We start from the raw sequence: 25,015 nt of genomic DNA, 5'->3' as shown, positions 1-25,015 counted from the left end.
TGGTGTCCGTCGCCACAAAATACTTATTCGCAGTTGACCATCCAAGGCACGCCAAACTGATCTATCAGCATGCCAAAGCGCGCCGCCCAAAATGTTTTATCCAAAGGCATGATGATTTTTTGTGCATTGATCGATAGCGCAGCAAACAGTCGCTCAGCCTCAGCCACATCATCAACACCGATCGATAAATTAACGCCCTTAATACCCTCATAAGCGTGGTCTGACATCGAATCCGAGCCCATCAAGGTTTGACCATTTAATTCCATCCGCATATGCATGATTAGCTGGGCAGCGGATGGCGGACACTGATCTGCCATCGGTGATTCGCCATACCGGTGGATCATCCCTATTTTGCCGCCTAAATGCTGTTCATAAAATTGGAAAGCGGTTTCACAATTGCCATTAAAGCTGAGGTAGGTATTGATTTGCATGATGGTCTCCTTGCGATGGATTGTGGTTTTTTTCGGATGGCTACGACGCAAATGCAGCGACTTTGAATCATACATCAGGCGCAGCTAGGAGTAGCTATTTGAAAGTAAGTTCCTTGTTAGCCAACGCTGTTGCAAAAACGGTGGCAAAAGTGGAGGCTAATAAATCGATATGCGACGTAGATGTTTGGCAATAATCTTCGACATTAACAGTGTAGCTTCTGAAATTTTTGGTAATAACTGCGGACAATAAGTTTGAAGAATACTCAGTCTTTAAATAATACTGGGGGTAGGTATATTTTAATCGTCCATAGGAATGCTGGTCTTTAAGATATTTTTGATAAAAATAAAGGGGAGTATATTGAACCTAGAAACGGCAGTTGACCGCTCATCAGTGTAATTAAGTATTTGATTCAATTGAATCATGTCAGTGTTTTCACCATCACCGTTTTGGCGAGAACGCTACGAATCTGATTGCCCACATTTTCGGCTCCCCAGCGGCGTTGCTCCTCGTTGCAAGGTGAAGCTTGCGCCTCGTCTCGCCTTGCTGGGAAACCGAAAAAATGCACACTCAGACTCGTCCAACTGCCCTTTCTAGGTTGAATGAAGATACTTTGAGACTTGCATAAAACAAGTGTATCGACCAAAAAAATCCCCGACGTATCGGGGATTTTTTACGAGGTGACTCTTAAAGGGATGATCCTTTGTCGCCTCAGTCCTTCGCTTTAAGCTAAACAGACAATTAAATACTCAATCAAACACTTTATACCGCAGGCGCATTCACAGCAGCCAGTTCTGCCAGCAAACGCGTTCTCAGCTTATTGTCTTGCGGCGCAACGCCGAAGCCAGAGAGTCGGTTGCCGGAATCGTAGAAACGGCTAATCGTCGTAGCTTCTTCTTTCTCCGTTTCCCAGCGTCCATTTGCAACTGCATGCGGTGCAGGTGGAATTAGTGCAACGGGGTAGCTCGGAGTTTTGACGATCACTGGCGCTGGTTTCAGGTCGATGCTGGTCGACTCACCGGTCAGGCTGCGGGCAATCGCGCGGGCGGCTGTCATGATGGGCGCAATATAGGGCAATACTTGCTGTACCCCGTTGCCCATGCTGTACTGAGCACAATCGCCTAGTGCAAATACGTTGTCAGCGCTGGTCAATCCATACACATCAATCAAAATCCCGCGATCGGTGTTGATATTAGAGGCGCTTGCCAGACGCAAGTCCGGGCGTAGTCCGACTGCGGATAAGACAATATCTGCCTGAATTTGCTTGCCATTTGCCAGGCTAACTTGCAAGGCATCGCTCTCCGCCATATTAGTTACTAAGGCATCCACGCTACTGGCGGTAGTCCCTAGTTCTAAACGGATACCGCGTTGCAGTAATGCCGTTTGTAAACCTTCTGAAATTGCTTGCGGTGCTAGTGCTGCTAACGGCAACACATTGGGGTCAACCAGAGTGACGGCATGCCCCGCACTGGCCAAATCATCGGCAAATTCACAGCCGATTAAACCTGCACCCAAAATCACGACGCTGGCTTTCTCGCCTTTACTGGTCATTTTGTCCCGCAATGCGGTGTAGTCAGTAATGTTGTTGACCGACAGTACTTGGTGGGCGGCATTGCCCGCAATTGGCAAGCGGATTGCCTGAGCACCTAATGCGATGACGAGCTGACTGTACTCAAATTTACCGGCTTTAGTGACGACTGTTTTTGCTGCTGTATCGATATGATCGACCGTCATTTTAGTCAGCAAAGTGGCGCTGACTTGCGCCGCCATTTGTTCCGCACTCTGGCTGATCAAATCCCTGGCTTGCTTGTTTTGCGCAAACGCGTTGGACAGCATAGGTTTGGAATAAAAACCGCCATCATCGGCTGTGATGATTAGCAGAGGCGTTGTTTTGTCCAGCTTGCGGAATTCACGAGCCACGCTGTAGCCAGCTAAGCCGGTACCGATGATGACGATAGGATTCATCTTAGATCGCTACCATGTCGAAGTCAGCCTTGGCGACGCCACAATCCGGGCATTCCCAGTCGGCTGGGATGTCGTCCCAAAGGGTGCCGGCAGCGATGCCATCTTCTGGCATACCTACTGACTCATCATAGATAAAACCGCAAACAACACATTGATATGTTTTCATACAATTCTCAATTCTTAAAAAGGTAAATAGATGACGTTATAGATCACTATATAGATCAATATGGCGACGATAAAATTAAGCTTGGGCTGCTGCTAATACGGCGCGATAGTGATTGGCATGGCGTTCCTCTACCTTAGCCAATGCGGCGAAACGTTTTGCCGCAATTTCTAAAGTCCGCTTGAATTGTTCTGCGTGGACTTTGGATTCTGCGATTTGTTCGTCGTATTCCGCAACGGCAGCGTGATTGCCTTCTTCTATCGCTAAGTGGCGGAATTTTGGATACATCTCAGTATATTCATAGGTTTCGCCTTCGATGGCGATTTCTAAGGATTTTTCTGGCGTCAATTGATCTTTAGGGTACAGCAAATCAAGGTGACCAAATGCGTGCATGATCTCTTGCTCTGCAGTGGTTTCAAATGCAAGTGCGATATCTTCTGCACCAGCAGCGCGTGCCAGTTTAGCGAAATAGCGATATTTAATATGGGCCATCGACTCGCCTGCAAATGCGGCTTCGAGGTTTTGGATGGTGACGGATGGGTTGGCTACATTACTCATTTGGCTCTCCTGGATGAAAATCGATACTACGAATGTAAATTGCAATGGATGTTGCTTCGGCTGTTTCTTCGGCTGTTTCTTCCGATGTCTGTTCGGATATTTCCGCGATCAAGGCTGGTTTGCTTTTGATTGCTATCAATCTGAAACGAATGATAGAAAATATTAATCAATTTGGGAAATTGATTGTTTCTTTCTATTTGATAGTTAATTGCTATAGTGTTTTGGGTTTACTTTTATTTTAGCTATGATTTGAATGAAATCCAGGATTGAGCCTAGCTTTAAATCCCGCTTGAAATTCAACTGGCCTCCCTAGATTTTTACTAGCTCAGCATAAAAAAACGCATTAAGTTATGCGTAAAAGTCATGAGAGTCGTACAAATACGTATAAAGTTAGAGTATTCCCTCTGCTAAAATCACAGACCAACCGACAGATTGCAGTAAATAAACAATAAGAGAGGCAACAAAGCATGGATTCGTCAGTAGATCAAAAAGAACTAATGCGTCAACAATTGCGCCAGGCTGCGCTGGAATACCATGAGTTTCCAACCCCGGGCAAAATCAGCGTTACTCCCACTAAACAATTGACAAATCAGCGCGATCTGGCGTTGGCCTACTCTCCAGGTGTTGCCTCGCCCTGTGAAGAAATCGTCGCTGACCCAGCCAATGCCTTTAAATACACGGCCCGCGGTAATCTGGTTGGCGTGATCACAAACGGTACTGCCGTCTTGGGTTTAGGCAATATTGGACCGCTGGCATCCAAGCCAGTGATGGAAGGGAAGGGCGTTCTGTTCAAAAAATTTGCCGGTATTGATGTCTTCGATATCGAAATCAATGAGCTTGATCCTGACAAATTAGTCGATATCATCGCCTCGCTGGAGCCGACCTTTGGCGGGATTAATCTAGAAGATATCAAAGCGCCGGAATGTTTTTATATCGAGCGTAAATTGCGTGACCGCATGAAGATTCCGGTCTTCCATGATGATCAGCACGGTACCGCGATCATTGTTGGCGCGGCGATTTTAAATGGTCTGAAAGTCGTCGGTAAAGATATCAAAAACTGTAAACTGGTAGTTTCTGGCGCAGGGGCTGCGGCGCTGGCTTGTCTGGATCTGATCGTTGATCTTGGCTTCCCGTTAGAAAATATTTTTGTCACGGATCTGGCTGGTGTCGTCTACAAAGGCCGTGCCGAATTGATGGACCCGGACAAAGAACGCTTCGCGCAAGAAACCAGCGCCCGTAGTTTGAAAGAAGTGATTCCTGGTGCCGATATTTTCCTCGGTTTGTCTGCCGCTGGAGTGCTCAAGCAAGACATGGTTAAAGCGATGGCGGACAGACCGTTGATTTTTGCTCTGGCAAATCCAACGCCAGAGATTTTGCCTGAGGAAGTGAAAGCCGTCCGTGATGACGCCATTATGGCAACTGGGCGTTCTGATTTCCCCAATCAAGTTAACAACGTGTTGTGCTTCCCATACATCTTCCGCGGTGCCTTAGATTGCGGCGCAACGACGATTACGCGTGAGATGGAAATCGCGGTCGTCCATGCCATTGCAGAGCTGGCGCAGGCAGAGCAATCTGACGTCGTCGCTTCTGCTTACGGCATCAGCAATTTATCGTTTGGTCCAGAGTATCTGATCCCTAAACCGTTTGATCCGCGCTTGATGATCAAGATCGCACCTGCGGTTGCCAAGGCGGCAGAAGAGTCTGGCGTGGCAGCGCGTCCGATCAAAGACATGCAGGCTTATGCCGACAAGTTGCAGCAGTTTGTGTACCACAGCGGTACCTTTATGAAGCCGCTATTCCAGGTGGCGAAAAAAGCACCGGACGAGCGCAAACGTATTGTCTATGCCGAAGGCGAAGAAGAGCGTGTACTGCGCGCGGTGCAAGTGATTGTGGATGAAAAATTGGCTAAGCCGATTTTGGTTGGACGCCCGAATATTCTGGATCAGCGTATCGAAAAATTTGGTCTGCGTTTAAAAGCCGGCGTCGATTTTGAAGTCATCAATCCTGAGTTTGATCCACGTTACCGCGACTACTGGCAGTCGTATCATGAGATCACTTGCCGCAAAGGCGTGACCGAGCAATATGCTAAGTTAGAAATGCGTCGCCGCCACAGCTTGATCGGCGCAATGATGATCCACAAGGGCGATGCCGATGGCATGATTTGCGGCACATTTGGCACCACTAATTTGCACCTGAAATATATCAACGAGGTATTAGGCAAACGGGAAGGCGTCAAAGTAAATGCGGCGATGAACTGCCTAATTTTGCCAGACCGTCAGGTGGTTTTGGTGGATACGCATGTGAATGAAAATCCAACTGCAGAGCAAATCGCAGAGATTACTATTCTGGCGGCAGAAGAAATGCGTCGTTTTGGATTATTACCAAAAGCTGCTCTGTTATCGCATTCTAATTTTGGTTCTAGCAATAGCGAATCCGCACAAAAAATGCGGGCGGCATTAGCGATCATTCAGCGTGATGCGCCAGATCTGGAAATCGATGGCGAGATGCATGGCGATACCGCGTTGGACTCAGCCTATCGTAAAAAAATGATGCCAAATACGACGCTCAGTGGTGATGCTAATTTGCTGGTGATGCCAAATATTGATGCAGCCAATATTTCTTATAACTTGCTCAAAACTACCGCTGGTAACAACATTGCGATCGGTCCGATTTTGTTGGGTTGCGCTAGGCCAGTCCATATTCTGACGCCATCAGCGACGGTACGCCGTATCGTGAATATGACAGCCTTGTGCGTGGTGGATGCGGTAGCGCAGCGTTAATTTAGTATGCTGGATGGTGTAAAAACTTGAGGCGAGTTATTTAAATCAGGTCGCTCCCAAAATAAAAAAGCCGGACATCTTTTGTAGATGCCCGGCTTTTTTTATTGATCTATTCGTTTGCATTTTTTGTCGCTTTTTTGTCGCCTTTTCGTCGAATTTTCGTCGAATTTTTGTCATTCCCGTACACGTATGCAGTGACTAATTCAGCGACAGAAAGATTCAATTGATTAGCCTCAATTGTTGATTATCATTGAGTTTGAATTGATGTACGACGTTGGCCAGATTAGCCGCCTGATCTTGCAGTGATTGCGCCGCTGCTGCTGCCTGTTCTACTAAGGCCGCATTTTGCTGAGTAGCTTCATCCATCTGGACTATCGCATCATTCACTTGCTGGATGCCAGAACTTTGCTCTTGTCCTGCTAAGGTAATCTCGCCCACGATCGTCACTACGCGTTTGACGCTGGCGACAATTTCTACCATGGTAGCACCAGCTTTTTCTACCAGCTTGCTACCGTTATCGACTTTTTCTACCGAATCATCAATCAAGGTTTTAATCTCTTTGGCGGCACTTGCGCTTCTTTGTGCCAGATTACGCACCTCGGAGGCAACCACCGCAAAGCCGCGTCCTTGCTCACCTGCACGAGCCGCTTCTACCGCAGCGTTCAGCGCCAGAATATTGGTCTGGAAAGCGATGCTATCAATCACGCTGATGATGTCCACAATTTTTTTGGAAGATTCGTTAATCGAGCCCATGCGCTCAACGACTTGATCAACCACCATGCCGCCCTGTACTGCAATATCAGATGCAGATACGGCTAACTGATTTGCCTGACGCGCACTCTCCGCGTTGTGTCTGACGGTTGCTGTGAGTTCTTCTATTGTTGAGGCCGTTTCTTCTAATGATCCTGCCTGTTGTTCAGTGCGGTTGGATAAGTCGAGGTTGCCAGTGGCGATTTCTGCCGAGGCATTGGCAATGGTGTCAGTACCTGCTCTGACCTGACTTACAATTTTGAGTAAGTTATCGTTCATCGCCTGAAGTGATCTGAGTAACTGACCCGTCTCATCACGTGCGCCGGACTCAATGTGTGAGGTCAGATCACCCGAGGCTATGGTCTCGGCAATATCCACCGCCTGACTGAGTGGTCTAGTAATGCCGACCGCAAGACGCCAGGCAAGCAACCATCCAAGGACAAATAAAACGCTACCCAAGCTGATTAAAATATTACGACTTTGATCCTCAATTTGCTGAACACTGTCTGCCATCTGATTGATCGTTGTGCGTTGCATATCGAGTAGTTGCTGTAATAAATCCAGATAACTTTTTGCGGCAGGAGTGAAGTCTTTTTCTAACATTTGATTAGCTTCATCCACTTGCCCATCTACTTTTGCTTTGGCAATGGCATCGCGCGCGATGATGTATTTTTTGCGCGTGATACTCAGTTCGTTAAATAATTTTTTCTCTTCATCCGAGCTTAATAAACCTTCCAAGGTTTTTTGTAACTCGGTAGATACTTTGCTGGCTGCGGTTGCATCATTGGCAAAAAACGCGCTTAGATTGCTGTCCGTGCTTTTTGCAATTGCGGTTGTGCGAATCACGCTGGTGCGGATTGTCCTATACCAGTCAGAGACGACACGCTCTTTGGTGAGTGGCGTTTTTAAAATATTTTCTGTGGTGGTGGCGACCTTAGATATCTGCCAGATACTGATGACTAATAAGACCATCATAAATAGCAAGATCAGCGCAAATCCTAAACCAAGACGCTTACCGATTTTCATATTAGCGAAAAAATTCATATTTTTTCCCATCAAGATGGTGGAGTAACGACGCAGGATAGCGAATTGAAGTAACGGAGAACGAATGCCGAATGGAGCAGGAATACGGTGCTATCGCGTCGTTTTTGACGCTAACAGTGAATGCAGAATTATCCTTAATCAGCATCATGATCAAGACCACGGACATTGAGATTAGATGTTGTTGTGATTGCAGTTTGATCTTATGCCTAACAAGTCATTGAAGGCAATTTTTGTTTTGCTAATATTTGTAGCGTCAGCGCAACGTTTGAAATGTGCACGTCATATTTGTGGGGTTCTGAACAAACACTAGGATGGGCAAGGTGCCCAACTCTTGAAAAATACGGCTCATCGCTATGTTGGCCTGAGTATCAGCTTGCAAAACCGGACGCGATAGTTGCTCCGCTGTTCGAATTATTGGGATTGAATTAGAGATCTGACTTGACTCAATGCACGCGAATTTATCTCTGATATTTTTGATACTCCCACTATGTATAAATAAGTGTCCATATATTAATTGGACAATAAGCCTATTTTTTTAAAAATAGTTGGGGAGTATATGTAATTCCTTTTCGTGGCACGGATGCAAAATTATTCCGGCAAGGCGTTGCAATGCTGCAGTCGCAATTTTGCGGAAGACTTATTCAGCGATGACGCAGCTCCCCAAACGCTGACCTATTGTTTGATCGGCACGCGCCCGGTCGCAACGACGCTGGAGGCGCGCTCGCAATGTCCCGGTTGATCATCAAAAAACATATGTGGCTTAAACGCAGCGAGTACGGCTGATTTATGCACGCCACCCATAAAGAAGGTTTCGTCGATGGCGATGTTCCAGGCGCGTAGGGTACGGATGACGCGTTCATGGGCTGGTGATGAGCGCGCTGTTACTAGCGCAGTGCGTAGAGGAAAGGCTCTACCATCGGGCGTTTTAAAATTATTTTGCAAGTAGGATAGGGCGACCAGCAGGCGGGCAAACGGGCCTTCCGGTAAGGGTTTGCTGGCATTGTCGCGTTCGTGTTGCTCAAATGCCTCGATGCCTTGTTCCTGAAAAATTCGTTCAGACTCATCCGAGAAAATCACGGCGTCGCCATCGAAGGCTATACGGATCTGATCCAGTTCTTGTTGCGGGTTATCTGGCATGCGATACAGCAAGGCTGCTGCGACTCCCGAATTAATCGCTGCCTGCACATCATCCTCATGCAAGGACAAAAACAAGCTGAGATTGAATGCCTGCAAATACGGCGATAAGGACGCTCCGCCGACCAAGGCGGCACGCGAGATATCTAACCCATAGTGTTTAATGGAATTAAAAATCCGCAATGAGGTCTCTGAAGAATTACGCGACATGATGACAACCTCGACCAGTCTATGACTCGGCGTCAGAGTATTCAGATGTAGCAGCGCTTTGACCAGCGCAAAACCGGCTCCGGGCTTAAGTATCGTATTTTCATGCGCGAGTTGGTGCTGGCGATAAACCGCCAACCCCTCGTTTTGGAAGATGGCTTCTTCTACTTCCAGATCAAACAGTGCGCGGGAAGAGATGCCGATGACTAACAGATTGTCGAGAGAAAAAGCCATGTTGTGGTTGATCTGAGCGATAGTGGATTGAAGTTGAAAACGAATGAATAAAGCGAGTGAGGACAGCGTACAAAATTCTGATGCATGAAGACAACGAAGGTTGTCGCTACGAACGGCTCAGAATCTGCGTCCAGACGGTCATTATTCCAGCCCGATCCGGCTATCAAATTGTTGCAGGACTTCTAACTCGACTAGCTTGAGCATATTGGCGTTAGTGCTTTCTAAAACAACCAGTGGCGCAACGCCTTCAGCCAATGCTTCCAGCCAGCGATTGGCACATAGGCACCATTGATCGCCAGGTTGCAGACCAGGGAAATTCCATTCCAGTCGTGGCGTACTTAAATCATTTCCACGGCTTTTACTGAACGCTAAAAACGTTGCCGTCATGATCGCGCAAACAATGTGTGTACCGACATCTTCCTCATTGGTCTTGCAGCAGCCGTCACGGAAAAAACCTGTCAGCGGATCAAATGAGCATGGAACGAGGGGCTGTCCGAAGACATTCAGAGCAGGTGTTGACGAGGAGTTGGAGTTTGCCATATCAGTCAGTTACTTTCGTTTGGGTACGTTTTTTTGCCCACGATAACATTGCCGGCCCGAATAAACGAGAGATGGTATGACGGTATTTTGCAAAAAAACGATAAGAGAGAACGAGTATAGGGCGCAACCAAGGGCGTGTGTAAATCCACGCCAGTAGTTTTAAGTCCGTGCGTTGGTAGGCTGCCGCAAATACGTCCACACCGATAAGTGTCACAGTATCTTTGCCATCGCCTTCCAGCCGCCCATGTATCTGCGCCATCGCTTGCTCACAACTAATCTGGTAGCGATCAGACTGATAATGCTGATCAGCGATATCGACAAACCGGAGCAAGTCGCGTTGATTTTTAGACCGTAGCAGCACAATCTCTGCAAGGCATAAAGGGCATGCGCCGTCATAAAAAATAGTCAGTGTTTGCACGTCGAATTCCTGTTGCGATTACTTTGGAAGCAAACAGCATAGCGCAAGACTGGTATTGAGGTTATTTGTGGATTTAGTTCGTAGAGTTAGTGCTCATCAGATATTATTTTGGCTGACATTACGGAACCATTTTTTGGGGATCTAGTGTTTTGAAATGAGATTTTCCAATCTAATTGATATCTGATTCGACCTAATATCGCCTAAAACCCCTATTTGACATAAAGATAGGCAAAGCGCACGCTAGGCATATTATTTTTGGGAGATACATCATGCCGCAATATCGTTCACGCACTACAACTCACGGCCGCAACATGGCTGGCGCCCGCGCACTGTGGCGCGCTACTGGCATGAAGGACGGCGATTTCGATAAACCTATCATCGCCGTGGTGAATTCTTTTACCCAGTTTGTGCCGGGTCATGTGCATTTAAAAGACCTGGGGCAACTGGTCGCGCGTGAGATCGAGGCTGCGGGTGGCGTAGCAAAAGAGTTCAACACGATTGCAGTGGACGACGGTATCGCAATGGGGCACGGAGGAATGCTGTACTCGCTGCCATCGCGTGATCTGATCGCGGATTCTGTCGAGTACATGGTGAATGCACATTGCGCCGACGCGATGGTGTGTATTTCGAACTGCGACAAAATCACACCCGGTATGTTGATGGCGGCGATGCGGGTCAATATTCCGGTGGTGTTTGTCTCCGGTGGCCCGATGGAAGCCGGCAAGGTGATCAAAGTCGTTAATGGGACACAAAAAATCATCAAGCTTGATCTGGTCGATGCCATGATCAAAGCGGGCGACAGTAGCGTGAGTGATGCCGATGTAGCCGAGATTGAGCGCTCTGCTTGCCCGACCTGCGGTTCTTGCTCTGGCATGTTCACCGCCAATTCCATGAACTGTCTGACAGAAGCTTTGGGCTTGGCACTGCCGGGCAACGGCACGATCCTCGCCACCCACTCTGATCGCAAAGAATTATTCTTGCGTGCAGGTCGTCTGATTGTCGATATCGCCAAACGCTATTACGAGCAAGACGATGCCTCTGTACTGCCACGCAATATCGCGACCAAAGCTGCGTTTGAAAACGCGATGGCACTCGATGTTTCGATGGGAGGTTCGACTAACACGGTATTGCATTTGCTGGCTGCTGCACATGAGGCCGGTGTTGAATTTAGCATGGCAGACATCGACCGTATCTCGCGCAAAGTTCCGTGTCTGTGCAAAGTTGCACCGATGACGGATAAGTACCATATCGAAGATGTGCATCGTGCCGGTGGCATTATCGGTATCCTCGGTGAGCTGGCGCGTGGCGGTTTGCTCGATACCAGCTTACCAACCATCCACAGCAAAACCATGGGCGATGCGATTGCCAATAACGACATCATCTGCACCCAAGATCCGGCGGTGCATCAGTTATTCCGCGCGGCTCCCGGTGGTGTGCCGACACAAACAGCGTTCTCGCAATCTGAACGCTTCGCGTCATTGGACACCGACCGTAGCACAGGTTGTATTCGCGATAAAGCCCACGCGTATTCGCAAGATGGCGGCCTCGCTGTTTTGTACGGCAATCTGGCTGAAAAAGGTTGTATCGTAAAGACCGCAGGCGTGGATGAAAGTATCCTCAAGTTCAGCGGCAAAGCGCGGGTGTTTGAAAGCCAGGACGCGGCGGTGGACGCCATCATGGGCGATACGGTACATGAAGGCGATGTTGTCATCATCCGTTACGAAGGTCCAAAAGGCGGCCCAGGCATGCAAGAGATGCTGTACCCCACGTCATACATCAAATCAAAAGGTCTGGGCAAGGTCTGCGCCTTATTCACCGATGGCCGGTTTTCCGGCGGCTCCTCAGGTCTGGTAATTGGTCATGCCTCGCCAGAAGCAGCAGAAGGTGGTGCGATTGGTCTGGTGGAAGAGGGCGACATGATTGATATCGACATTCCTGAGCGTCGCATCAATCTGCGTATCAGCGATGCCGCACTGGCCTCGCGTCGCGCTGCGATGGAAGCCAAAGGCGATGCAGCATGGTTGCCAGTCAATCGTGATCGTTATGTATCGCAAGCATTGCAAGCTTATGCAGCACTCACGACCTCAGCAGATCGTGGCGCTGTGCGTGATTTGTCGCAATTGAAGAAATAGATTTTTGAGGGGCGGTTTTGAGGAACGGAACAGTCGTTGTTTGTAAATAATCAGTGTTGGTTCTGGTTTGAACTGAGAACGACTGTCTTATTGAATCGAGTTTTCTTGTTGTAAAAAGCAGCCAGTAGCGGTTGCGCGTAGTTGATGTTTTCCACGTATGTTGGCTAATAAATCACAGATTGTTATTGATGAAATAATAGAGGTACAACAACGATGTCAAAAGAAAGCTCAGTGTCTGGTATTCTCAAATCTCTTCGCGATCAAGCTCTGAGCTCGAAATGTAGGCTTTTAGACAGACAACCGCAGCTCGATAGGCCGATTTTAACTATTTTCGAATGTTTCTTTTGCTTGCCTTCGAAATCATATTTTTTAGATTTGCCGCTAAAGAATATTTGTGCTTTAAGCCATCATAATTTTTTTGAAACCGGTCAAACGTGGCGAGAGATTTTATACCCAACGCGCGAAAAATCAGGATTGACGTGTCAAGGTTGGTCATCTGGAGTGTTTAATTATTTCGATGGAGAATGGAGAGATAATCTTTTCTCGCAATATGCTGAAAATTGTATGGGTGGCGCGAGGTTTACTGCAATTGGAGGTGCGGTGGTGGTTACTAACGGCATGCATCGGGTGGCCGGTGGATATGTTTATCGAGCAGCGCAGCAAGGAGAAAACGCGGTATTTTCAAAGGTACGTATTCGACATTGCGAACTGATGCCGGAAGTAAAAAAATTCCTAGAAAATCTGGACTCTTCGCTTGGTATATTTATAAGTAAAAGCGAAATTGCTTGCCCAAGATTTTGGATAACAGATTACATCCAAATCACCGCGCGTGGTCTTGTCACTTTACGTCGATTAAGCCCTTTTAATGGATTATTTGGGAAAAAAAAGATGCAGCAGCTATCTCCAGATTTGTTGTCTTGCATACTAAACGACACTTTCTTAAACGCTACTGAAAGTGCGCCACCATATGATGAGTAGGCTACTGCTATTGGCTAAAAATATACCTGTTATTTGCTAACAGGAAAGTGCAAGTTTAGACTCTACACATCTTCCCCAGCGTGAATAGAAAATGACAACAGATCCATATTCTAGCGTATTGCAATTTCTCCATAGCACACGTGAACTTGTCTTCTTAGAACAGGCACTAACCCAAGGTCTGCTACTGACTGACCACGATGTAATTTTACGACCAATTATAGACAATAGTGATCTAACTAATTTTTTCATTAATGAAATTTATCCAAGGATTGAGCGGAAGCTTAACAGTCTTGGAATATCATTTAATGACCTTTCCGATAATGAAAAAAACGTGCTTATGTGTGGTGTAGGTGCTATTTCGGGGAAAATTCCTATGCTATGTTTTACTGAAATTCCAGAGGGGAGGGTGTTGTCAACCCAGCATTTTGGCTTTGGTGGTTATGGTGTGGTTATTAAGCGCTATTGGCTCGAGCAAAACAATGCGGATAGGGTTATATACGTTGGTGAAAATTCACCAACCTCAAAGGCGCTATATTGCATACTTATGGACGCAAAAATACGAACCTTGCACATAGTGACTGGAAAAGGGGTTTTGTGGGGGCAAACACCTGATGAATTGAAAAACGTCTGGAGCTTACTCTCCTATGTCCAAGTACGACATCATTTGGATGAGCTTGAATGGCGAATCGCTGGCTCACACGGATTTATAGGCGGCATTCGTGATGTTGCAAAGCGGTTACCTATTCTTCTCCAAGACATAGAGTATATTTGTGTCCAATATGACAAAGAGATGCCCAGTATGAAGAAACTCATTGAAAATCTCGCGCTTCAACAAAAAGCCACTTCTATTCCAACGATTTTAGTGCAACCAGAAACGATTAACGTAGCAGCTTAATTGCGGTAACACGATCACCTCAATTCAATTAATGGCAGCCACCATGATGCGTACCCAGATTCGCTGGTGCCCCGCCATCTGCACTTGCCAGACTCTGCAATATCCCGCAATCACTGCTCGCTTGTACGTGCTGACATAGGCTGCGTAGCTCACTTAGCTGCGTTTGCAAATTGCTGAGTTCAGCGATTCTGTGTGCTACATGATGGATATGTTCATCCAGCAGCGTATTCACTTCGGCGCAATTTTCTTGCGGCGCGTCGCGGAACTTTAGCAAGCGACGTATCTCTTCTAGCGTCATATCTAGCGAGCGGCAGTTGCGGATAAATTGCAGTCGTTCTACATGTCCATCGTCATACAGCCTGAAATTGCCATCCGAGCGTGCTGGCGGTGGTAACAATTTTTCTTTTTCGTAGTAGCGCACGGTCTCTACCAGACAGCCTGTGCGTTTCGCCAGTTCACCGATTTTTAAACCACCGCTGGATGCAGGGTTCTGATCTCTATTCATTAGATCCTTCGCCATAAAATGCCTTTATTTCCATATTACGCTTGACTCTATACCTGCTACAGGGTCTCTAATGTGCAATATACGCTTTTTTAGGAAACAACATGCCGCACGACCATCATCCGCATCGCCACGCTCATAGCCAAAAGAGCGATCACGAGCAGACTCATCAAGCTCATTCTCACGATAAGCATCAACATGGTCATAGTTGCGGTCACGATCATTCAACGGGCAATCACAAATCGGGGATGGATTTACTCGCTGATAAGGCTGAAATGATCACGGCTGCTGGCAGCGTAAAGTCTTTATTCTCTATTGAAAATATGGATTGCCCGACTGAGGAGGCATTGATACGCAATAAGTTTGCGAACATGGAAGGTATCAGCAAACTGCACTTCAATTTGATGCAACGTAAGTTGACGGTGATTCATCTGGCAGATCAACTGACTCAGGTGCAATCTGCATTGAAGGCAATTGGGATGGATGCGGTGTTGATGAGCGAAGACGCATCTGTCAACCGCGATACGCAGCAAACATCTAATAATCAATCTGGCTCTGTTCGTAAAAAATGGATGCTGATTGGCGTCGCTGGACTAGCTGCGGTCATCGCAGAAGTGATTGCTTTTATCAGTGGGTCTGAGAATAGTTGGCCAGTGATTGTGTTGTCCTTATTTGCGATTAGTTTAAGCGGTTTAGGGACATACAAAAAAGGTTGGATTGCTTTAAAAAATGCGAATCTCAATATCAATGCCTTGATGTCCATCGCGGTGACTGGTGCTGTCATTCTGCAGCAATGGCCGGAGGCGGCGATGGTGATGGTCTTATTTACCCTGGCGGAAATGATCGAGGCTCTATCACTGGACCGCGCGCGTAATGCGATCCGCGGCTTGATGGCGATGACGCCTGAACAGGCGACAGTATTACAAGCAGATGGCAAATGGGAAGTCATCGCGGCGGCGAATGCACAGCTTGGCGCTAGCATCCGGGTTGCGCCTGGTGAGCGGATACCGTTGGATGGTTTGATTAGCAAAGGACAATCAACCGTCAATCAGGCTCCGATCACAGGCGAGAGCATGCCAGTAGAAAAAGTGCCAGGCGATAAAGTATTTGCCGGGACGATTAATCAGACGGGTTCTTTTGACTACACGGTGACGGCATTACAAAATGATTCCACCATGTCGCGCATTATTCATGCAGTGGAAGAGGCGCAAGCTAGTAAAGCGCCAACTCAAGGTTTTGTGGATCGTTTTGCGAAGATCTATACGCCTTGCGTATTTTTGATTGCATTAGCGATCGCCATCGTGCCGCCATTGGCGATGGGTTTGCCTTGGATGATCTGGTTTTATAAAGCACTGGTGCTGCTGGTGATTGCCTGCCCTTGTGCCTTGGTAGTTTCTACCCCCGTCACTGTGGTCAGCGGATTGTCGGCTGCTGCCAAGGCCGGTATCTTGATCAAAGGAGGGCGCTATCTGGAGGAGGGGCGTTATCTCAAGTCAATTGCGCTAGATAAAACGGGCACGATCACACAGGGCAAACCGCAAGTCACCGATGTGGTGATGTTGTCCGGCACACAGCAAGATGGCTTGCGCCTTGCCGCCCAGTTAGCGGCACGCTCTGATCATCCGATGTCGCTTGCAATTCATGCATATTGGCGAGAAAAAAGTGGCGATGTGTTGACGGGTGAGGTCACCGATTTTGAAGCGCTGACCGGTCGCGGTACCAAAGGTCGCATTGCTGCGCAATATCACTATCTTGGGAATCATTGTCTGATCGAAGAATTGGGTACCTGCAATCCAGAAATCGAGACCGCGCTGAATCGCCTGGAAGCGGAAGGTAAGAGCGTCGTCATGTTAAGTAATGATACGCACGTCATCGCACTGTTTGCCGTTGCTGATGCAGTGCGTGATACCAGTCGCGCTGCGATTGCGGAATTACATCAACTCGGCATCCGCACCGTGATGCTAACTGGCGATAACACATTGACCGCTAAGTCAATCGCACGCCAGACCGGCATCGATGATGCACGCGGCAATTTGCTGCCAGAAGACAAACTAGCAGCGATCAAACAAGAGATCGCCGATTATCGTACTGTGGGTATGGTGGGTGACGGTATTAACGATGCTCCGGCGCTGGCGCAAGCCACTATTGGCTTCGCTATGGGCGCTGCCGGAAGTGACACTGCTCTGGAAACTGCCGATGTCGCTTTGATGGATGATGACCTCAGAAAAATTCCTCAATTTATCCGTCTGAGTCGCCGGACTTCTGCCATTCTCAAACAAAATATCGCGATTGCGCTGGGCATTAAAATCGTATTTTTTATAATGGCGATGATGGGAATGGCAACGCTATGGATGGCTGTATTTGCCGATATGGGGGCGAGTTTGATTGTGGTATTTAATGGACTGCGCTTGTTAAAAGCAGTACAGAAAAATAGTTTGCGTGAATGAAATTTTATTAGCTGTATCAGTGCGGATTTTGCTTAATTTAGTTTAAATATCCGCTTGCCGGACCCATTTATGCAATGTCAAAGGCTTGGCTTGCTGCAGGTCTAAAATCAGTTTGGCGGGATTTTCTTGCTGATGTAGCAGCGCCAGATGTTCCGCTTTTAAAAACTTGGCATTGACGGTGTGCTGCAGAAAATCGAGCAGGCTATTGTAAAAACCAGCGATATTCAATAAGCCCAAAGGTTTTTGATGGAAACCTAGTTGCGACCAGGTGAACATTTCAAATAGTTCTTCCAAAGTGCCGACACCGCCCGGCATGGCGATAAACCCGTCTGACAATTCCGCCATCATTGCTTTGCGTTCATGCATATTTTTTACGATGTGTAACTGGCTTAAACCTGTATGGCCAACTTCTTTATCCATCAGGGCTTGCGGGATAACTCCAGTTACTTGACCACCGAGCCGCAAGACTTCATCCGCGATCACGCCCATCAAACCAACATTGCCACCGCCATAGACGAGGGAGATGCTGTTCGATACCATTTCAGCAGCGAGCTGGCGGGCGCCTTGCGCGTAGGCGTCGTCGTCACCGATGGATGAGCCGCAGTAAACGCAAAGCGATTTTATGGTGGACATGGGATTCCTGAAGCGCGGGTGTTGAGCTTACTGGTTAATTTTATGGGTTAATTTTTTTCAGATATTCTTGCGATAGTTTTTCGAAGACGTTTTTAGTTTCGCCGCGCAAGTAAGGGCTGATTAGCACGATCACCTGATAGCAGCCACGCGCCAGGGATTCGGACATGGTTTGTAGCTCGGTGTATTTGCGAGGATTGCGGACGTATTCGTAGGACAACCAATACGTGGCGACCACCACCATGTTGGTCGCAAGGGCGTCAATCTCGATGTCGTTGCCTTCAAACTCACCATCGGTACGCAGGCCATAGCAAAGCTCGGTGGCGACTTTGATTTTGTGCGACAGAATTTGTTTAAAATGCAGTTCCAGATTGCGATTTCTGGACAGCAGATCGTTTAAATCACGATAAAAAAAGCGATAGCGCCAGACCAATTCAAAGGTCAGATGCAGATAAGTCCAGATATCTTGAATGTTCGCTTTACGACCTTCCGGGAACGCGAGTTTTTTATTAATTTCTTCTTCAAATTGAGTGAAGATAGAATTAACAATATCGTCTTTATTACGGAAGTGATAGTAAAGATTGCCAGGAGAGATATGCATCTCTTCAGCAATAACAGTGGTTGTGATATTGGGTTCGCCAAATTCGTTAAATAGGCGAAGTGATAAGTCCAGTATACGTTCCCTGGTACGACGAGGCGTTTTGTGTTGCATGCCGACTCTCTAGAATTATTTTTTCAATAGAATAACATTGAACTGGCAAAGCACAAAAATTGGATAGGGATTTTCCCAAGAGAATTCGTTGTGTTTATAGTGAAACATAAAATTATTCGCTATAAATGAATATTTGACTGGATTGTAGTTGGCGTTGGAATCAGTCTTAATCTACGAATCTGGTGTCATTGCTTAATTTAACTTCCGCGTGGACCAAGCGAGTTTTCGCTAATTTATCATGCAAAAATTGACCATCTTTATCAAGCTTGTATGTTAGCGCCCAAAGGATAATGTTTGCGGTGACGGCCACAATAGCGAGCCAGCCTTTTAATTCGAATTGGTAGGCAATCGCCAGGCCTGGAATAAACCACATCCATGCCAGGCAGTAGCGAACTACTGCTTTAATGATGGGTAATTTTTGTCTCTCGCCATCAATTAGTTTGATATTCCACGTTTTCATTGCCAAAGTTTGACCACTCCGGCACCAAAAAAACACAAAATATATTCCGAGTATGGCGAAGAGCCAGGCCTCACGAGCGTGGCGAAGGGTCAGTGCATGCCTGCTCTGGGTCCAGACGTCGAATATCATGCCTGCCGTAAAAATGACACCGAACAAAAGCATCGCTTCATAAACCATGCAAATAAGCCGACGTTTTAAGGCTGGTGTTACCGGAGGAGGGATAACAGTATTTGTTGTAGCCACTTGTTACTTTGCCGGAGTTTGATATACCGACGTGTTTGGTGCAGGCAACACGCTTGCTGGCAAACTTGCTGATTGGGGTGCAATCACAGCCACCGGCTTGTTTGCTTGTGCTGCCAACGCTGCCTTAGGTGCACCTTTGATAGGAGCCAGAGGTACTGCTTTGCGTTGAGCTTCTGAGGGAAGATTTGTTACGCTTTTTTTCTTCACCGCTTCACTTGCGAGTTTTTTCTTTTCTTCTTCACTTAATTTTTGATACTGCTGCCACTGCTCAGATTTTTTTTCTGAGTTTATTTGAGTTGTACGAGCAAAATTTTCTCGTGCTTGCATGCGTTGTTCAGGCGTTAATTTAACCCAGGCGCGCATACGTTCTTGCACCCGAACTTGCTCGTCTGGCTTCATTACTGCATATTTATTTGCAATTTCTAGCCATTTCTTTTTATTTTGCTCACTCATCCGTTGCCATTCAGGCGCGAGTGGGGCAAGTGCGATTTTTTGTGTCGCACTTAATTCCTGCCAGCTTGGTCTAGTCAATGGCGTCGCTGGTAACGAGGTAGCTTTTTGCGCGACAGTTGGCTTCACGTCAGCAGCGGTAGCTGACATGACGTAAGTTACCGACGCTACCACTGCCATGATTAAGGCAAGGACTTCAGTTCTGTTGACCACGAACAAAGTGGATAAGCGCACGCCTATTCCTCCGCTTTATTCAAATAAGCGCTAAAGCCAGTATCAAGGTAAGCATCAGGTGGCAATTCATCGACTAAAACTGCCGCATCAATTTCTGCTAAATCGCTAATTCTTCTTTGTTGCTCGTATTCGTAAATGCCTGTCAAGCCCATAACCAGTACCAGCAAAGGCAAGATAACGCCCAGCTTACCTAGCCAAGATTGTGGTCCTTGGAAAGAAAACCCCGCATTGCCAGCTAAAACGCCACCAAATGCAAAAACCGCACTTGGCGAAGCTTGCTTTTTGCGTGACATTGCAATTTTGCGCGCATTAGCGAGCCTGTCCAGCGCCGGTGCGGGAATGTTTTCAGCGGATTCGTTTAATGCATGCCGTACTTTGTAGGCAAAGTCGAGGTCTTGCGCTTCTCGTGAGTAATTCATAATGTTATTCCTTTTGCCTTAAGCGATACTGCGAGCGCATGTGTCGCGCGGGAACAATGCGTTTTTACGCTGCCTTCTGAGCAGCCCATTGCGGCGGCAGTCTCTGCTACGTCCATGTCTTCCCAATAACGCATGAGGAAGGCTTCCCGTTGACGCGCTGGAAGTTTTTGTACTTCCTCATCGATAATATTCAGAACTTGTTCACGTTCTATCTTGTCCGCGCTTGATTCCGATGCTTCTGTGCCATCTTCTGCGGCATAACTTTCCAATAAATCAAAATTATCATCGCCTTGATTATTGTTTGGAGTGATACTTGAAAATAAGCTAACCCAAGTATTGCGCACTTTTTCTCTACGAAAAAAATCTAGAATCGTGTTTTGCAAAATTCTCTGAAATAGCATCGGCAATTCTGCCGCAGGCTTATCGCCATATTTTTCAGAAAGCTTGATCATGGATTCTTGCACAATATCCAACGCAGACTCTTGGTTGCGTACGGTATAGACGGCATGTTTGAAAGCGCGACGTTCTACGCCTTCAAGGAAATTGGATAATTCTTTGTCTGTGGCCATCTGTTGGCGTAGCTAATCAATAACTTAGTAATTTTGTTTATCTGTCGCAAAAAGCTATTCTTGCATATTTTTTTGCAGCTATTGGGTTGGCGCACGAGTTACGTGATTGTCTTTCCCTTTAAAAGTGCGCCCATGCTAGCAAAATTCCTTTTCTATGTCCCGTTTTTTGTACAAAGTACCTGATTTGGAAGGGATTTTGTGCTTTAAAAGGTGGAATTTGTCTTGACCAAAATGGTGCAACACAGTACCGTATGAATCCGCCTTGAAATCTCGAGGCAATAAATACTTGCTGGAATCGGCTCACAATGCTGTCCTCTGCAGGTTCGCTCTAATGAAGCAGTTTGTTCTAACCCATGCCACAAGCGTGAGAAGTTGTCTTAGCAAAGCCCAAAATACTGATTGGACGAGTGTTCTAAGCCTTATCTGGAAATATATTCAACGGATGTACCAAGGGTAATGTGACCGCACAAAAAGGAATATCAGCAGACCGCCTCGCTTCGTAATTTCGTCAGGAAAGAACATCCGATCAATCTCCTATGGACCTTGAAAGGAAACGTAAATGAGTTCAGATACAAATACAGAAATAACCGGCGCAGAGATCTTAGTTAAATGTCTGGCCGAAGAGGGTGTTGAGCATGTGTTCGGATATCCGGGCGGTGCTGTACTCTATATCTACGATGCAATTTTTAATCAGGACAAGTTTCAACATATTCTTGTTCGTCATGAGCAGGCCGCGATACACGCAGCCGATGCTTATTCCCGATCCTCACAAAAAGTGGGTGTTGCGCTAGTGACATCTGGCCCTGGCGTTACCAATGCGGTAACTGGCCTGGCAACCGCTTACATGGATTCGATCCCGATGGTGATCATTTCCGGCCAAGTCCCAAGCCACGCCATTGGTCAGGATGCTTTCCAGGAATGCGATACCGTCGGTATTACACGTCCTTGCGTCAAGCATAACTTTTTGGTGAAAGACGTCAGAGATTTAGCGACGACCATTAAAAAGGCTTTTTTTATCGCTACAACGGGTCGTCCCGGTCCTGTGTTAGTTGACATCCCTAAAGATATCAGCATGCACAAGACTACCTATTTTTACCCAAAAGAAATTGAAATGCGCTCTTACAAGCCTGTGGATAAAGGTCATTCTGGTCAGATCCGTAAGGCGGTGCAACTATTGCTGCAAGCAGAGCGCCCGATGATTTATACCGGTGGCGGTGTGATTCTGGCGAATGCGTCGCCAGAGTTGAATAAACTGGTCGATCAATTAGGCTTTCCATGCACTAACACCTTGATGGGATTAGGCGCATATCCAGCCTCTAGCGATAAATTTGTCGGTATGCTCGGCATGCACGGTACTTACGAAGCTAACATGGCAATGCAGCACTGCGACGTGTTGATTGCGATTGGCGCACGTTTTGATGACCGCGTTATCGGTAACCCCAAACATTTTGCGTCTAGTCCGCGCAAAATTATTCATATCGATATTGATCCATCGTCGATTTCTAAGCGGGTAAAAGTTGATATTCCTATCGTTGGTAATGTTAAAGACGTATTGCAAGAATTTTTGTCGCAATTGAGTGTCGCTGAAACCAAATCTAATCCCAAAGCTCTGGCAGACTGGTGGAAGCAAGTCAATGAATGGCGCAAACGCGATTGTCTGAAGTTCCCGACATCGACCGAAGTGATCAAACCTCAGTCAGTTGTTCAGAAAGTTTGGGAAATCACCAAGGGCGACGCCTTCGTCACCTCTGACGTTGGTCAGCATCAAATGTGGGCGGCGCAGTATTACGGCTTTGACAAACCACGTCGCTGGATTAATTCTGGCGGCTTGGGCACGATGGGCGTGGGCTTGCCTTATGCGATGGGTGTTCAGATGGCCAATCCCGGTGCGACTGTCGCCTGTATTACAGGCGAAGCGTCTATACAAATGTGTATTCAAGAGCTCGCTACTTGCAAGCAATATCATTTGACGCCAAAAATTATTTTGCTGAATAACCGTTTCCTTGGCATGGTCAGGCAGTGGCAGCAAATTGATTATGGTTCACGTTATTCCGAGTCGTACATGGACTCTTTGCCGGACTTTACCAAGTTAGTAGAGGCCTACGGCCATGTTGGCATGAAGATCGAAAACCCAGCTGATATTGATGGCGCTTTAAAAGATGCCTTCGCAATGAAAGATCGTCTGGTGTTTATGAACTTCATCACAGATCAAACCGAAAACGTCTGGCCTATGGTCAAGGCGGGCGCTGGTTTGACTGAAATGCTGCTCGGCTCGGAGGATTTATAACATGAGACATATCATTTCTGTTTTGCTGGAAAACGAAGCGGGTGCTTTGTCACGTGTGGTTGGTTTATTTTCTGCTCGTGGTTATAACATCGAAACCTTAACGGTAGCGCCGACCGAAGATGCCACGCTATCACGCATGACCATTGTGACCTCGGGTTCGGATGACATCATCGAGCAAATCACCAAGCACTTAAATCGTCTGATTGAAGTCGTGAAGGTGGTGGATCTGACCGAGGGTGCGCATATCGAGCGTGAGCTGATGTTGATCAAAGTCAGGGCCGTTGGTAAAGAGCGTGAGGAGATGAAGCGTACAGCGGATATTTTCCGTGGACGTATCATTGATGTCACCGAAAAAACTTACACCATCGAACTGACCGGTAATAAAGGCAAGCTGGATGCCTTTATCGATTCCATTGACCGCACAGCGATTTTAGAAACTGTGCGTACTGGTGGTTCTGGCATCGGTCGCGGCGAGCGTATTCTCAAAGTCTAAACAAACAATTAAAGATTTTTAGTCGGAATTATTGGTAGTCATTACACACGCCAATTAAAGACAATATCAAGTTCTAAAATTCTATTTACAAAATTATTAAACTAATTAAATTACGAAGGAATAAAAATGAAAGTTTTCTACGATAAAGATTGCGATTTGTCCCTCATCAAAGGCAAAAACGTTACTATCATTGGTTACGGTTCCCAAGGTCATGCCCACGCACAAAATTTGAATGATTCTGGCTGCAAAGTTACCGTTGCTCTGCGCAAAGGTGGCGCGTCATGGGACAAGGCAAAAAATGCCGGTCTGAATGTAGCGGAAGTGAATGATGCAGTGAAAGCAGCTGACGTCATCATGATCTTGTTGCCAGATGAAAACATCGCCCAAGTGTATGCTGAAAACGTAGCGCCACATGCCAAGCAAGGTGCTGTATTAGCGTTCGCACATGGCTTTAATGTTCATTACGGCCAAGTCGTACCACGCGCCGATCTGGACGTAATCATGATCGCCCCAAAAGCGCCGGGCCACACAGTTCGCGGCACTTATTCTCAAGGTGGTGGCGTGCCTCACTTGATCGCTGTATATCAAGACAAGTCAGGCTCTGCACGTGATATCGCTTTGTCCTATGCGATGGCCAACGGTGGTGGTCGTGCCGGTATCATCGAAACTAACTTCCGTGAAGAAACTGAGACCGATTTGTTCGGCGAACAAGCAGTATTGTGCGGTGGCGCAGTTGAACTGATCAAAGCTGGTTTCGAGACCTTGGTCGAAGCTGGTTATGCACCAGAAATGGCGTATTTTGAATGTCTGCACGAATTAAAATTGATCGTCGATCTGATCTATGAAGGCGGTATCGCCAACATGAATTACTCGATCTCGAACAATGCAGAATATGGCGAATATGTGACCGGCCCTAAAGTCGTCACGTCCGCGACCAAAGATGCAATGCGTCAATGCCTCAAAGATATTCAAACTGGCGAATATGCGAAGAGTTTTATCCTGGAAAATAAAGCAGGTGCACCTACTTTGATTTCCCGTCGCCGTTTGACATCTGAGCATCAGATAGAAGAGGTCGGTGCTAAGTTGCGCGCAATGATGCCTTGGATTGCTAAGAATAAATTAGTCGATCAATCGAAAAATTAATCTGGACAATTGCAGATTATCTTCTGGCGCTGACTTTTAGTCTGCGCAAGTTGAAAACAAAAAAGTCGCCTGCCAGGGCGACTTTTTTATTGAAATTCCCTTATTGATTTTAATATACTCCCCGAATTTTTTATAAAAAATAACATATCGTCCAATTAATATATGGACACTAAATATATACATACCAGGAGTATATATT

At 46.8% G+C, this 25,015-nt stretch carries 23 protein-coding genes; 8 read left to right on the top strand and 15 right to left on the bottom strand.

Annotated features, from left to right (window positions below):
- Positions 1 to 23: 23 nt before the first annotated feature.
- The 4 genes from RGU72_RS09390 to RGU72_RS09375 form a co-directional block, all read right to left on the bottom strand.
- Positions 24 to 431, bottom strand: a complete 408-nt coding sequence (locus tag RGU72_RS09390; RefSeq protein ID WP_322119475.1) for a VOC family protein — start codon at positions 429 to 431, stop codon at positions 24 to 26.
- A 760-nt stretch (positions 432 to 1,191) separates the two neighbouring features.
- Complete coding sequence (locus tag RGU72_RS09385) at positions 1,192 to 2,394, bottom strand: FAD-dependent oxidoreductase (protein WP_322119474.1); 1,203 nt, start codon at positions 2,392 to 2,394, stop codon at positions 1,192 to 1,194.
- Position 2,395: 1 nt separating this feature from the next.
- Positions 2,396 to 2,560 (bottom strand): rubredoxin, encoded by a 165-nt coding sequence (locus RGU72_RS09380; protein WP_322119473.1) that lies wholly within the window; start codon positions 2,558 to 2,560, stop codon positions 2,396 to 2,398.
- A gap of 75 nt (positions 2,561 to 2,635) precedes the next feature.
- Positions 2,636 to 3,115 carry a rubrerythrin family protein gene (locus RGU72_RS09375; RefSeq protein WP_322119472.1) on the bottom strand — a complete coding sequence of 160 codons (480 nt, stop codon included), beginning with the start codon at positions 3,113 to 3,115 and terminating at the stop codon, positions 2,636 to 2,638.
- A gap of 467 nt (positions 3,116 to 3,582) precedes the next feature.
- Here RGU72_RS09375 and RGU72_RS09370 point away from each other — a divergent pair, with 467 nt between their 5' ends.
- Positions 3,583 to 5,895 carry an NADP-dependent malic enzyme gene (locus RGU72_RS09370; protein ID WP_322119471.1) on the top strand — a complete coding sequence of 771 codons (2,313 nt, stop codon included), beginning with the start codon at positions 3,583 to 3,585 and terminating at the stop codon, positions 5,893 to 5,895.
- 219 nt (positions 5,896 to 6,114) lie between these two features.
- Here RGU72_RS09370 and RGU72_RS09365 read toward each other — a convergent pair whose 3' ends face one another.
- The 4 genes from RGU72_RS09365 to RGU72_RS09350 form a co-directional block, all read right to left on the bottom strand.
- Positions 6,115 to 7,689 carry a methyl-accepting chemotaxis protein gene (locus tag RGU72_RS09365; protein ID WP_322119470.1) on the bottom strand — a complete coding sequence of 525 codons (1,575 nt, stop codon included), beginning with the start codon at positions 7,687 to 7,689 and terminating at the stop codon, positions 6,115 to 6,117.
- Positions 7,690 to 8,361: 672 nt separating this feature from the next.
- Positions 8,362 to 9,264, bottom strand: coding sequence for a 5'-nucleotidase (locus tag RGU72_RS09360; protein WP_322119469.1), 903 nt, complete (start codon positions 9,262 to 9,264; stop codon positions 8,362 to 8,364).
- 141 nt (positions 9,265 to 9,405) lie between these two features.
- Positions 9,406 to 9,804, bottom strand: a complete 399-nt coding sequence (locus RGU72_RS09355; RefSeq protein WP_322119468.1) for a DUF2237 domain-containing protein — start codon at positions 9,802 to 9,804, stop codon at positions 9,406 to 9,408.
- 1 nt (position 9,805) lies between these two features.
- Entirely contained in the window at positions 9,806 to 10,222 is a 417-nt protein-coding gene (locus tag RGU72_RS09350) for a DUF393 domain-containing protein (RefSeq protein ID WP_322119467.1), read from the bottom strand.
- Between the two features lie 269 nt (positions 10,223 to 10,491).
- Here RGU72_RS09350 and ilvD point away from each other — a divergent pair, with 269 nt between their 5' ends.
- From ilvD to RGU72_RS09335, 3 genes are all read left to right on the top strand, one after another.
- A complete protein-coding gene (gene ilvD, locus RGU72_RS09345; RefSeq protein WP_322119466.1) occupies positions 10,492 to 12,354 on the top strand; it encodes a dihydroxy-acid dehydratase in 1,863 nt (620 codons plus the stop codon).
- A 213-nt stretch (positions 12,355 to 12,567) separates the two neighbouring features.
- Positions 12,568 to 13,332: a hypothetical protein gene (locus tag RGU72_RS09340; RefSeq protein ID WP_322119465.1), complete on the top strand. Its 765-nt coding sequence runs from the start codon at positions 12,568 to 12,570 to the stop codon at positions 13,330 to 13,332.
- Positions 13,333 to 13,423: 91 nt separating this feature from the next.
- Entirely contained in the window at positions 13,424 to 14,227 is an 804-nt protein-coding gene (locus RGU72_RS09335; RefSeq protein ID WP_322119464.1) for an abortive infection system antitoxin AbiGi family protein, read from the top strand.
- Positions 14,228 to 14,255: 28 nt separating this feature from the next.
- On the opposite strand, the gene cadR is transcribed toward RGU72_RS09335, so the two are convergent.
- Entirely contained in the window at positions 14,256 to 14,732 is a 477-nt protein-coding gene (gene cadR / locus RGU72_RS09330; protein ID WP_322119463.1) for a Cd(II)/Pb(II)-responsive transcriptional regulator, read from the bottom strand.
- 101 nt (positions 14,733 to 14,833) lie between these two features.
- On the opposite strand from cadR, the gene RGU72_RS09325 reads away from it, so the two are divergent.
- Entirely contained in the window at positions 14,834 to 17,176 is a 2,343-nt protein-coding gene (locus RGU72_RS09325; RefSeq protein ID WP_322119462.1) for a heavy metal translocating P-type ATPase, read from the top strand.
- A gap of 42 nt (positions 17,177 to 17,218) precedes the next feature.
- Here the strand turns inward: RGU72_RS09325 and RGU72_RS09320 are convergent, their stop codons facing one another.
- From RGU72_RS09320 to RGU72_RS09295, 6 genes are all read right to left on the bottom strand, one after another.
- The gene (locus RGU72_RS09320; protein WP_322121602.1) at positions 17,219 to 17,800 is read right to left on the bottom strand and encodes a TIGR00730 family Rossman fold protein; all 582 of its coding nucleotides are present in this window, start codon (positions 17,798 to 17,800) and stop codon (positions 17,219 to 17,221) included.
- Between the two features lie 49 nt (positions 17,801 to 17,849).
- Positions 17,850 to 18,518 carry a TetR/AcrR family transcriptional regulator gene (locus RGU72_RS09315; protein WP_322119461.1) on the bottom strand — a complete coding sequence of 223 codons (669 nt, stop codon included), beginning with the start codon at positions 18,516 to 18,518 and terminating at the stop codon, positions 17,850 to 17,852.
- A gap of 166 nt (positions 18,519 to 18,684) precedes the next feature.
- Positions 18,685 to 19,221, bottom strand: a complete 537-nt coding sequence (locus RGU72_RS09310) for an RDD family protein (RefSeq protein ID WP_322119460.1) — start codon at positions 19,219 to 19,221, stop codon at positions 18,685 to 18,687.
- 3 nt (positions 19,222 to 19,224) lie between these two features.
- Entirely contained in the window at positions 19,225 to 19,905 is a 681-nt protein-coding gene (locus tag RGU72_RS09305; protein WP_322119459.1) for a DUF3106 domain-containing protein, read from the bottom strand.
- A 2-nt stretch (positions 19,906 to 19,907) separates the two neighbouring features.
- A complete protein-coding gene (locus RGU72_RS09300) occupies positions 19,908 to 20,324 on the bottom strand; it encodes a DUF3619 family protein (RefSeq protein WP_322119458.1) in 417 nt (138 codons plus the stop codon).
- Positions 20,321 to 20,893, bottom strand: coding sequence for an RNA polymerase sigma factor (locus tag RGU72_RS09295; protein WP_322119457.1), 573 nt, complete (start codon positions 20,891 to 20,893; stop codon positions 20,321 to 20,323). Before RGU72_RS09295 ends, RGU72_RS09300 begins: the two co-directional genes overlap by 4 nt.
- 559 nt (positions 20,894 to 21,452) lie before the next feature.
- Here RGU72_RS09295 and RGU72_RS09290 point away from each other — a divergent pair.
- The 3 genes from RGU72_RS09290 (at position 21,453) to ilvC (ending at position 24,816) form a co-directional block, all read left to right on the top strand.
- Positions 21,453 to 23,180: an acetolactate synthase 3 catalytic subunit gene (locus tag RGU72_RS09290; RefSeq protein WP_322119456.1), complete on the top strand. Its 1,728-nt coding sequence runs from the start codon at positions 21,453 to 21,455 to the stop codon at positions 23,178 to 23,180.
- A gap of 1 nt (position 23,181) precedes the next feature.
- A complete protein-coding gene (ilvN, locus tag RGU72_RS09285; RefSeq protein WP_188565843.1) occupies positions 23,182 to 23,673 on the top strand; it encodes an acetolactate synthase small subunit in 492 nt (163 codons plus the stop codon).
- 126 nt (positions 23,674 to 23,799) lie between these two features.
- On the top strand, positions 23,800 to 24,816 hold the full coding sequence (gene ilvC / locus RGU72_RS09280) for a ketol-acid reductoisomerase (RefSeq protein WP_322119455.1): 1,017 nt from the start codon (positions 23,800 to 23,802) through the stop codon (positions 24,814 to 24,816).
- Positions 24,817 to 25,015 lie beyond the last annotated feature (199 nt).

The sequence above is a fragment of the Undibacterium sp. 5I1 genome (assembly GCF_034314085.1).
Classification (GTDB): domain Bacteria; phylum Pseudomonadota; class Gammaproteobacteria; order Burkholderiales; family Burkholderiaceae_D; genus Undibacterium.
The sequence above is the reverse complement of the archived record's forward strand: the minus strand, read 5'-3'. Positions and strand labels throughout refer to the sequence as shown.

Excerpts from the sequence above, each read along its gene's own strand:
- RGU72_RS09390 (WP_322119475.1), bottom strand. The coding sequence starts at position 431 with ATGCAAATCAATACCTACCTCAGCTTTAATGGCAATTGTGAAACCGCT.
- RGU72_RS09385 (WP_322119474.1), bottom strand. The coding sequence starts at position 2,394 with ATGAATCCTATCGTCATCATCGGTACCGGCTTAGCTGGCTACAGCGTG.
- RGU72_RS09380 (WP_322119473.1), bottom strand. The coding sequence starts at position 2,560 with ATGAAAACATATCAATGTGTTGTTTGCGGTTTTATCTATGATGAGTCA.
- RGU72_RS09375 (WP_322119472.1), bottom strand. The coding sequence starts at position 3,115 with ATGAGTAATGTAGCCAACCCATCCGTCACCATCCAAAACCTCGAAGCC.
- RGU72_RS09370 (WP_322119471.1), top strand. The coding sequence starts at position 3,583 with ATGGATTCGTCAGTAGATCAAAAAGAACTAATGCGTCAACAATTGCGC.
- RGU72_RS09365 (WP_322119470.1), bottom strand. The coding sequence starts at position 7,689 with ATGAATTTTTTCGCTAATATGAAAATCGGTAAGCGTCTTGGTTTAGGA.
- RGU72_RS09360 (WP_322119469.1), bottom strand. The coding sequence starts at position 9,264 with ATGGCTTTTTCTCTCGACAATCTGTTAGTCATCGGCATCTCTTCCCGC.
- RGU72_RS09355 (WP_322119468.1), bottom strand. The coding sequence starts at position 9,804 with ATGGCAAACTCCAACTCCTCGTCAACACCTGCTCTGAATGTCTTCGGA.
- ilvD (WP_322119466.1), top strand. The coding sequence starts at position 10,492 with ATGCCGCAATATCGTTCACGCACTACAACTCACGGCCGCAACATGGCT.
- RGU72_RS09340 (WP_322119465.1), top strand. The coding sequence starts at position 12,568 with ATGTCAAAAGAAAGCTCAGTGTCTGGTATTCTCAAATCTCTTCGCGAT.
- RGU72_RS09335 (WP_322119464.1), top strand. The coding sequence starts at position 13,424 with ATGACAACAGATCCATATTCTAGCGTATTGCAATTTCTCCATAGCACA.
- cadR (WP_322119463.1), bottom strand. The coding sequence starts at position 14,732 with ATGAATAGAGATCAGAACCCTGCATCCAGCGGTGGTTTAAAAATCGGT.
- RGU72_RS09325 (WP_322119462.1), top strand. The coding sequence starts at position 14,834 with ATGCCGCACGACCATCATCCGCATCGCCACGCTCATAGCCAAAAGAGC.
- RGU72_RS09315 (WP_322119461.1), bottom strand. The coding sequence starts at position 18,518 with ATGCAACACAAAACGCCTCGTCGTACCAGGGAACGTATACTGGACTTA.
- RGU72_RS09300 (WP_322119458.1), bottom strand. The coding sequence starts at position 20,324 with ATGAATTACTCACGAGAAGCGCAAGACCTCGACTTTGCCTACAAAGTA.
- RGU72_RS09295 (WP_322119457.1), bottom strand. The coding sequence starts at position 20,893 with ATGGCCACAGACAAAGAATTATCCAATTTCCTTGAAGGCGTAGAACGT.
- RGU72_RS09290 (WP_322119456.1), top strand. The coding sequence starts at position 21,453 with ATGAGTTCAGATACAAATACAGAAATAACCGGCGCAGAGATCTTAGTT.
- ilvN (WP_188565843.1), top strand. The coding sequence starts at position 23,182 with ATGAGACATATCATTTCTGTTTTGCTGGAAAACGAAGCGGGTGCTTTG.
- ilvC (WP_322119455.1), top strand. The coding sequence starts at position 23,800 with ATGAAAGTTTTCTACGATAAAGATTGCGATTTGTCCCTCATCAAAGGC.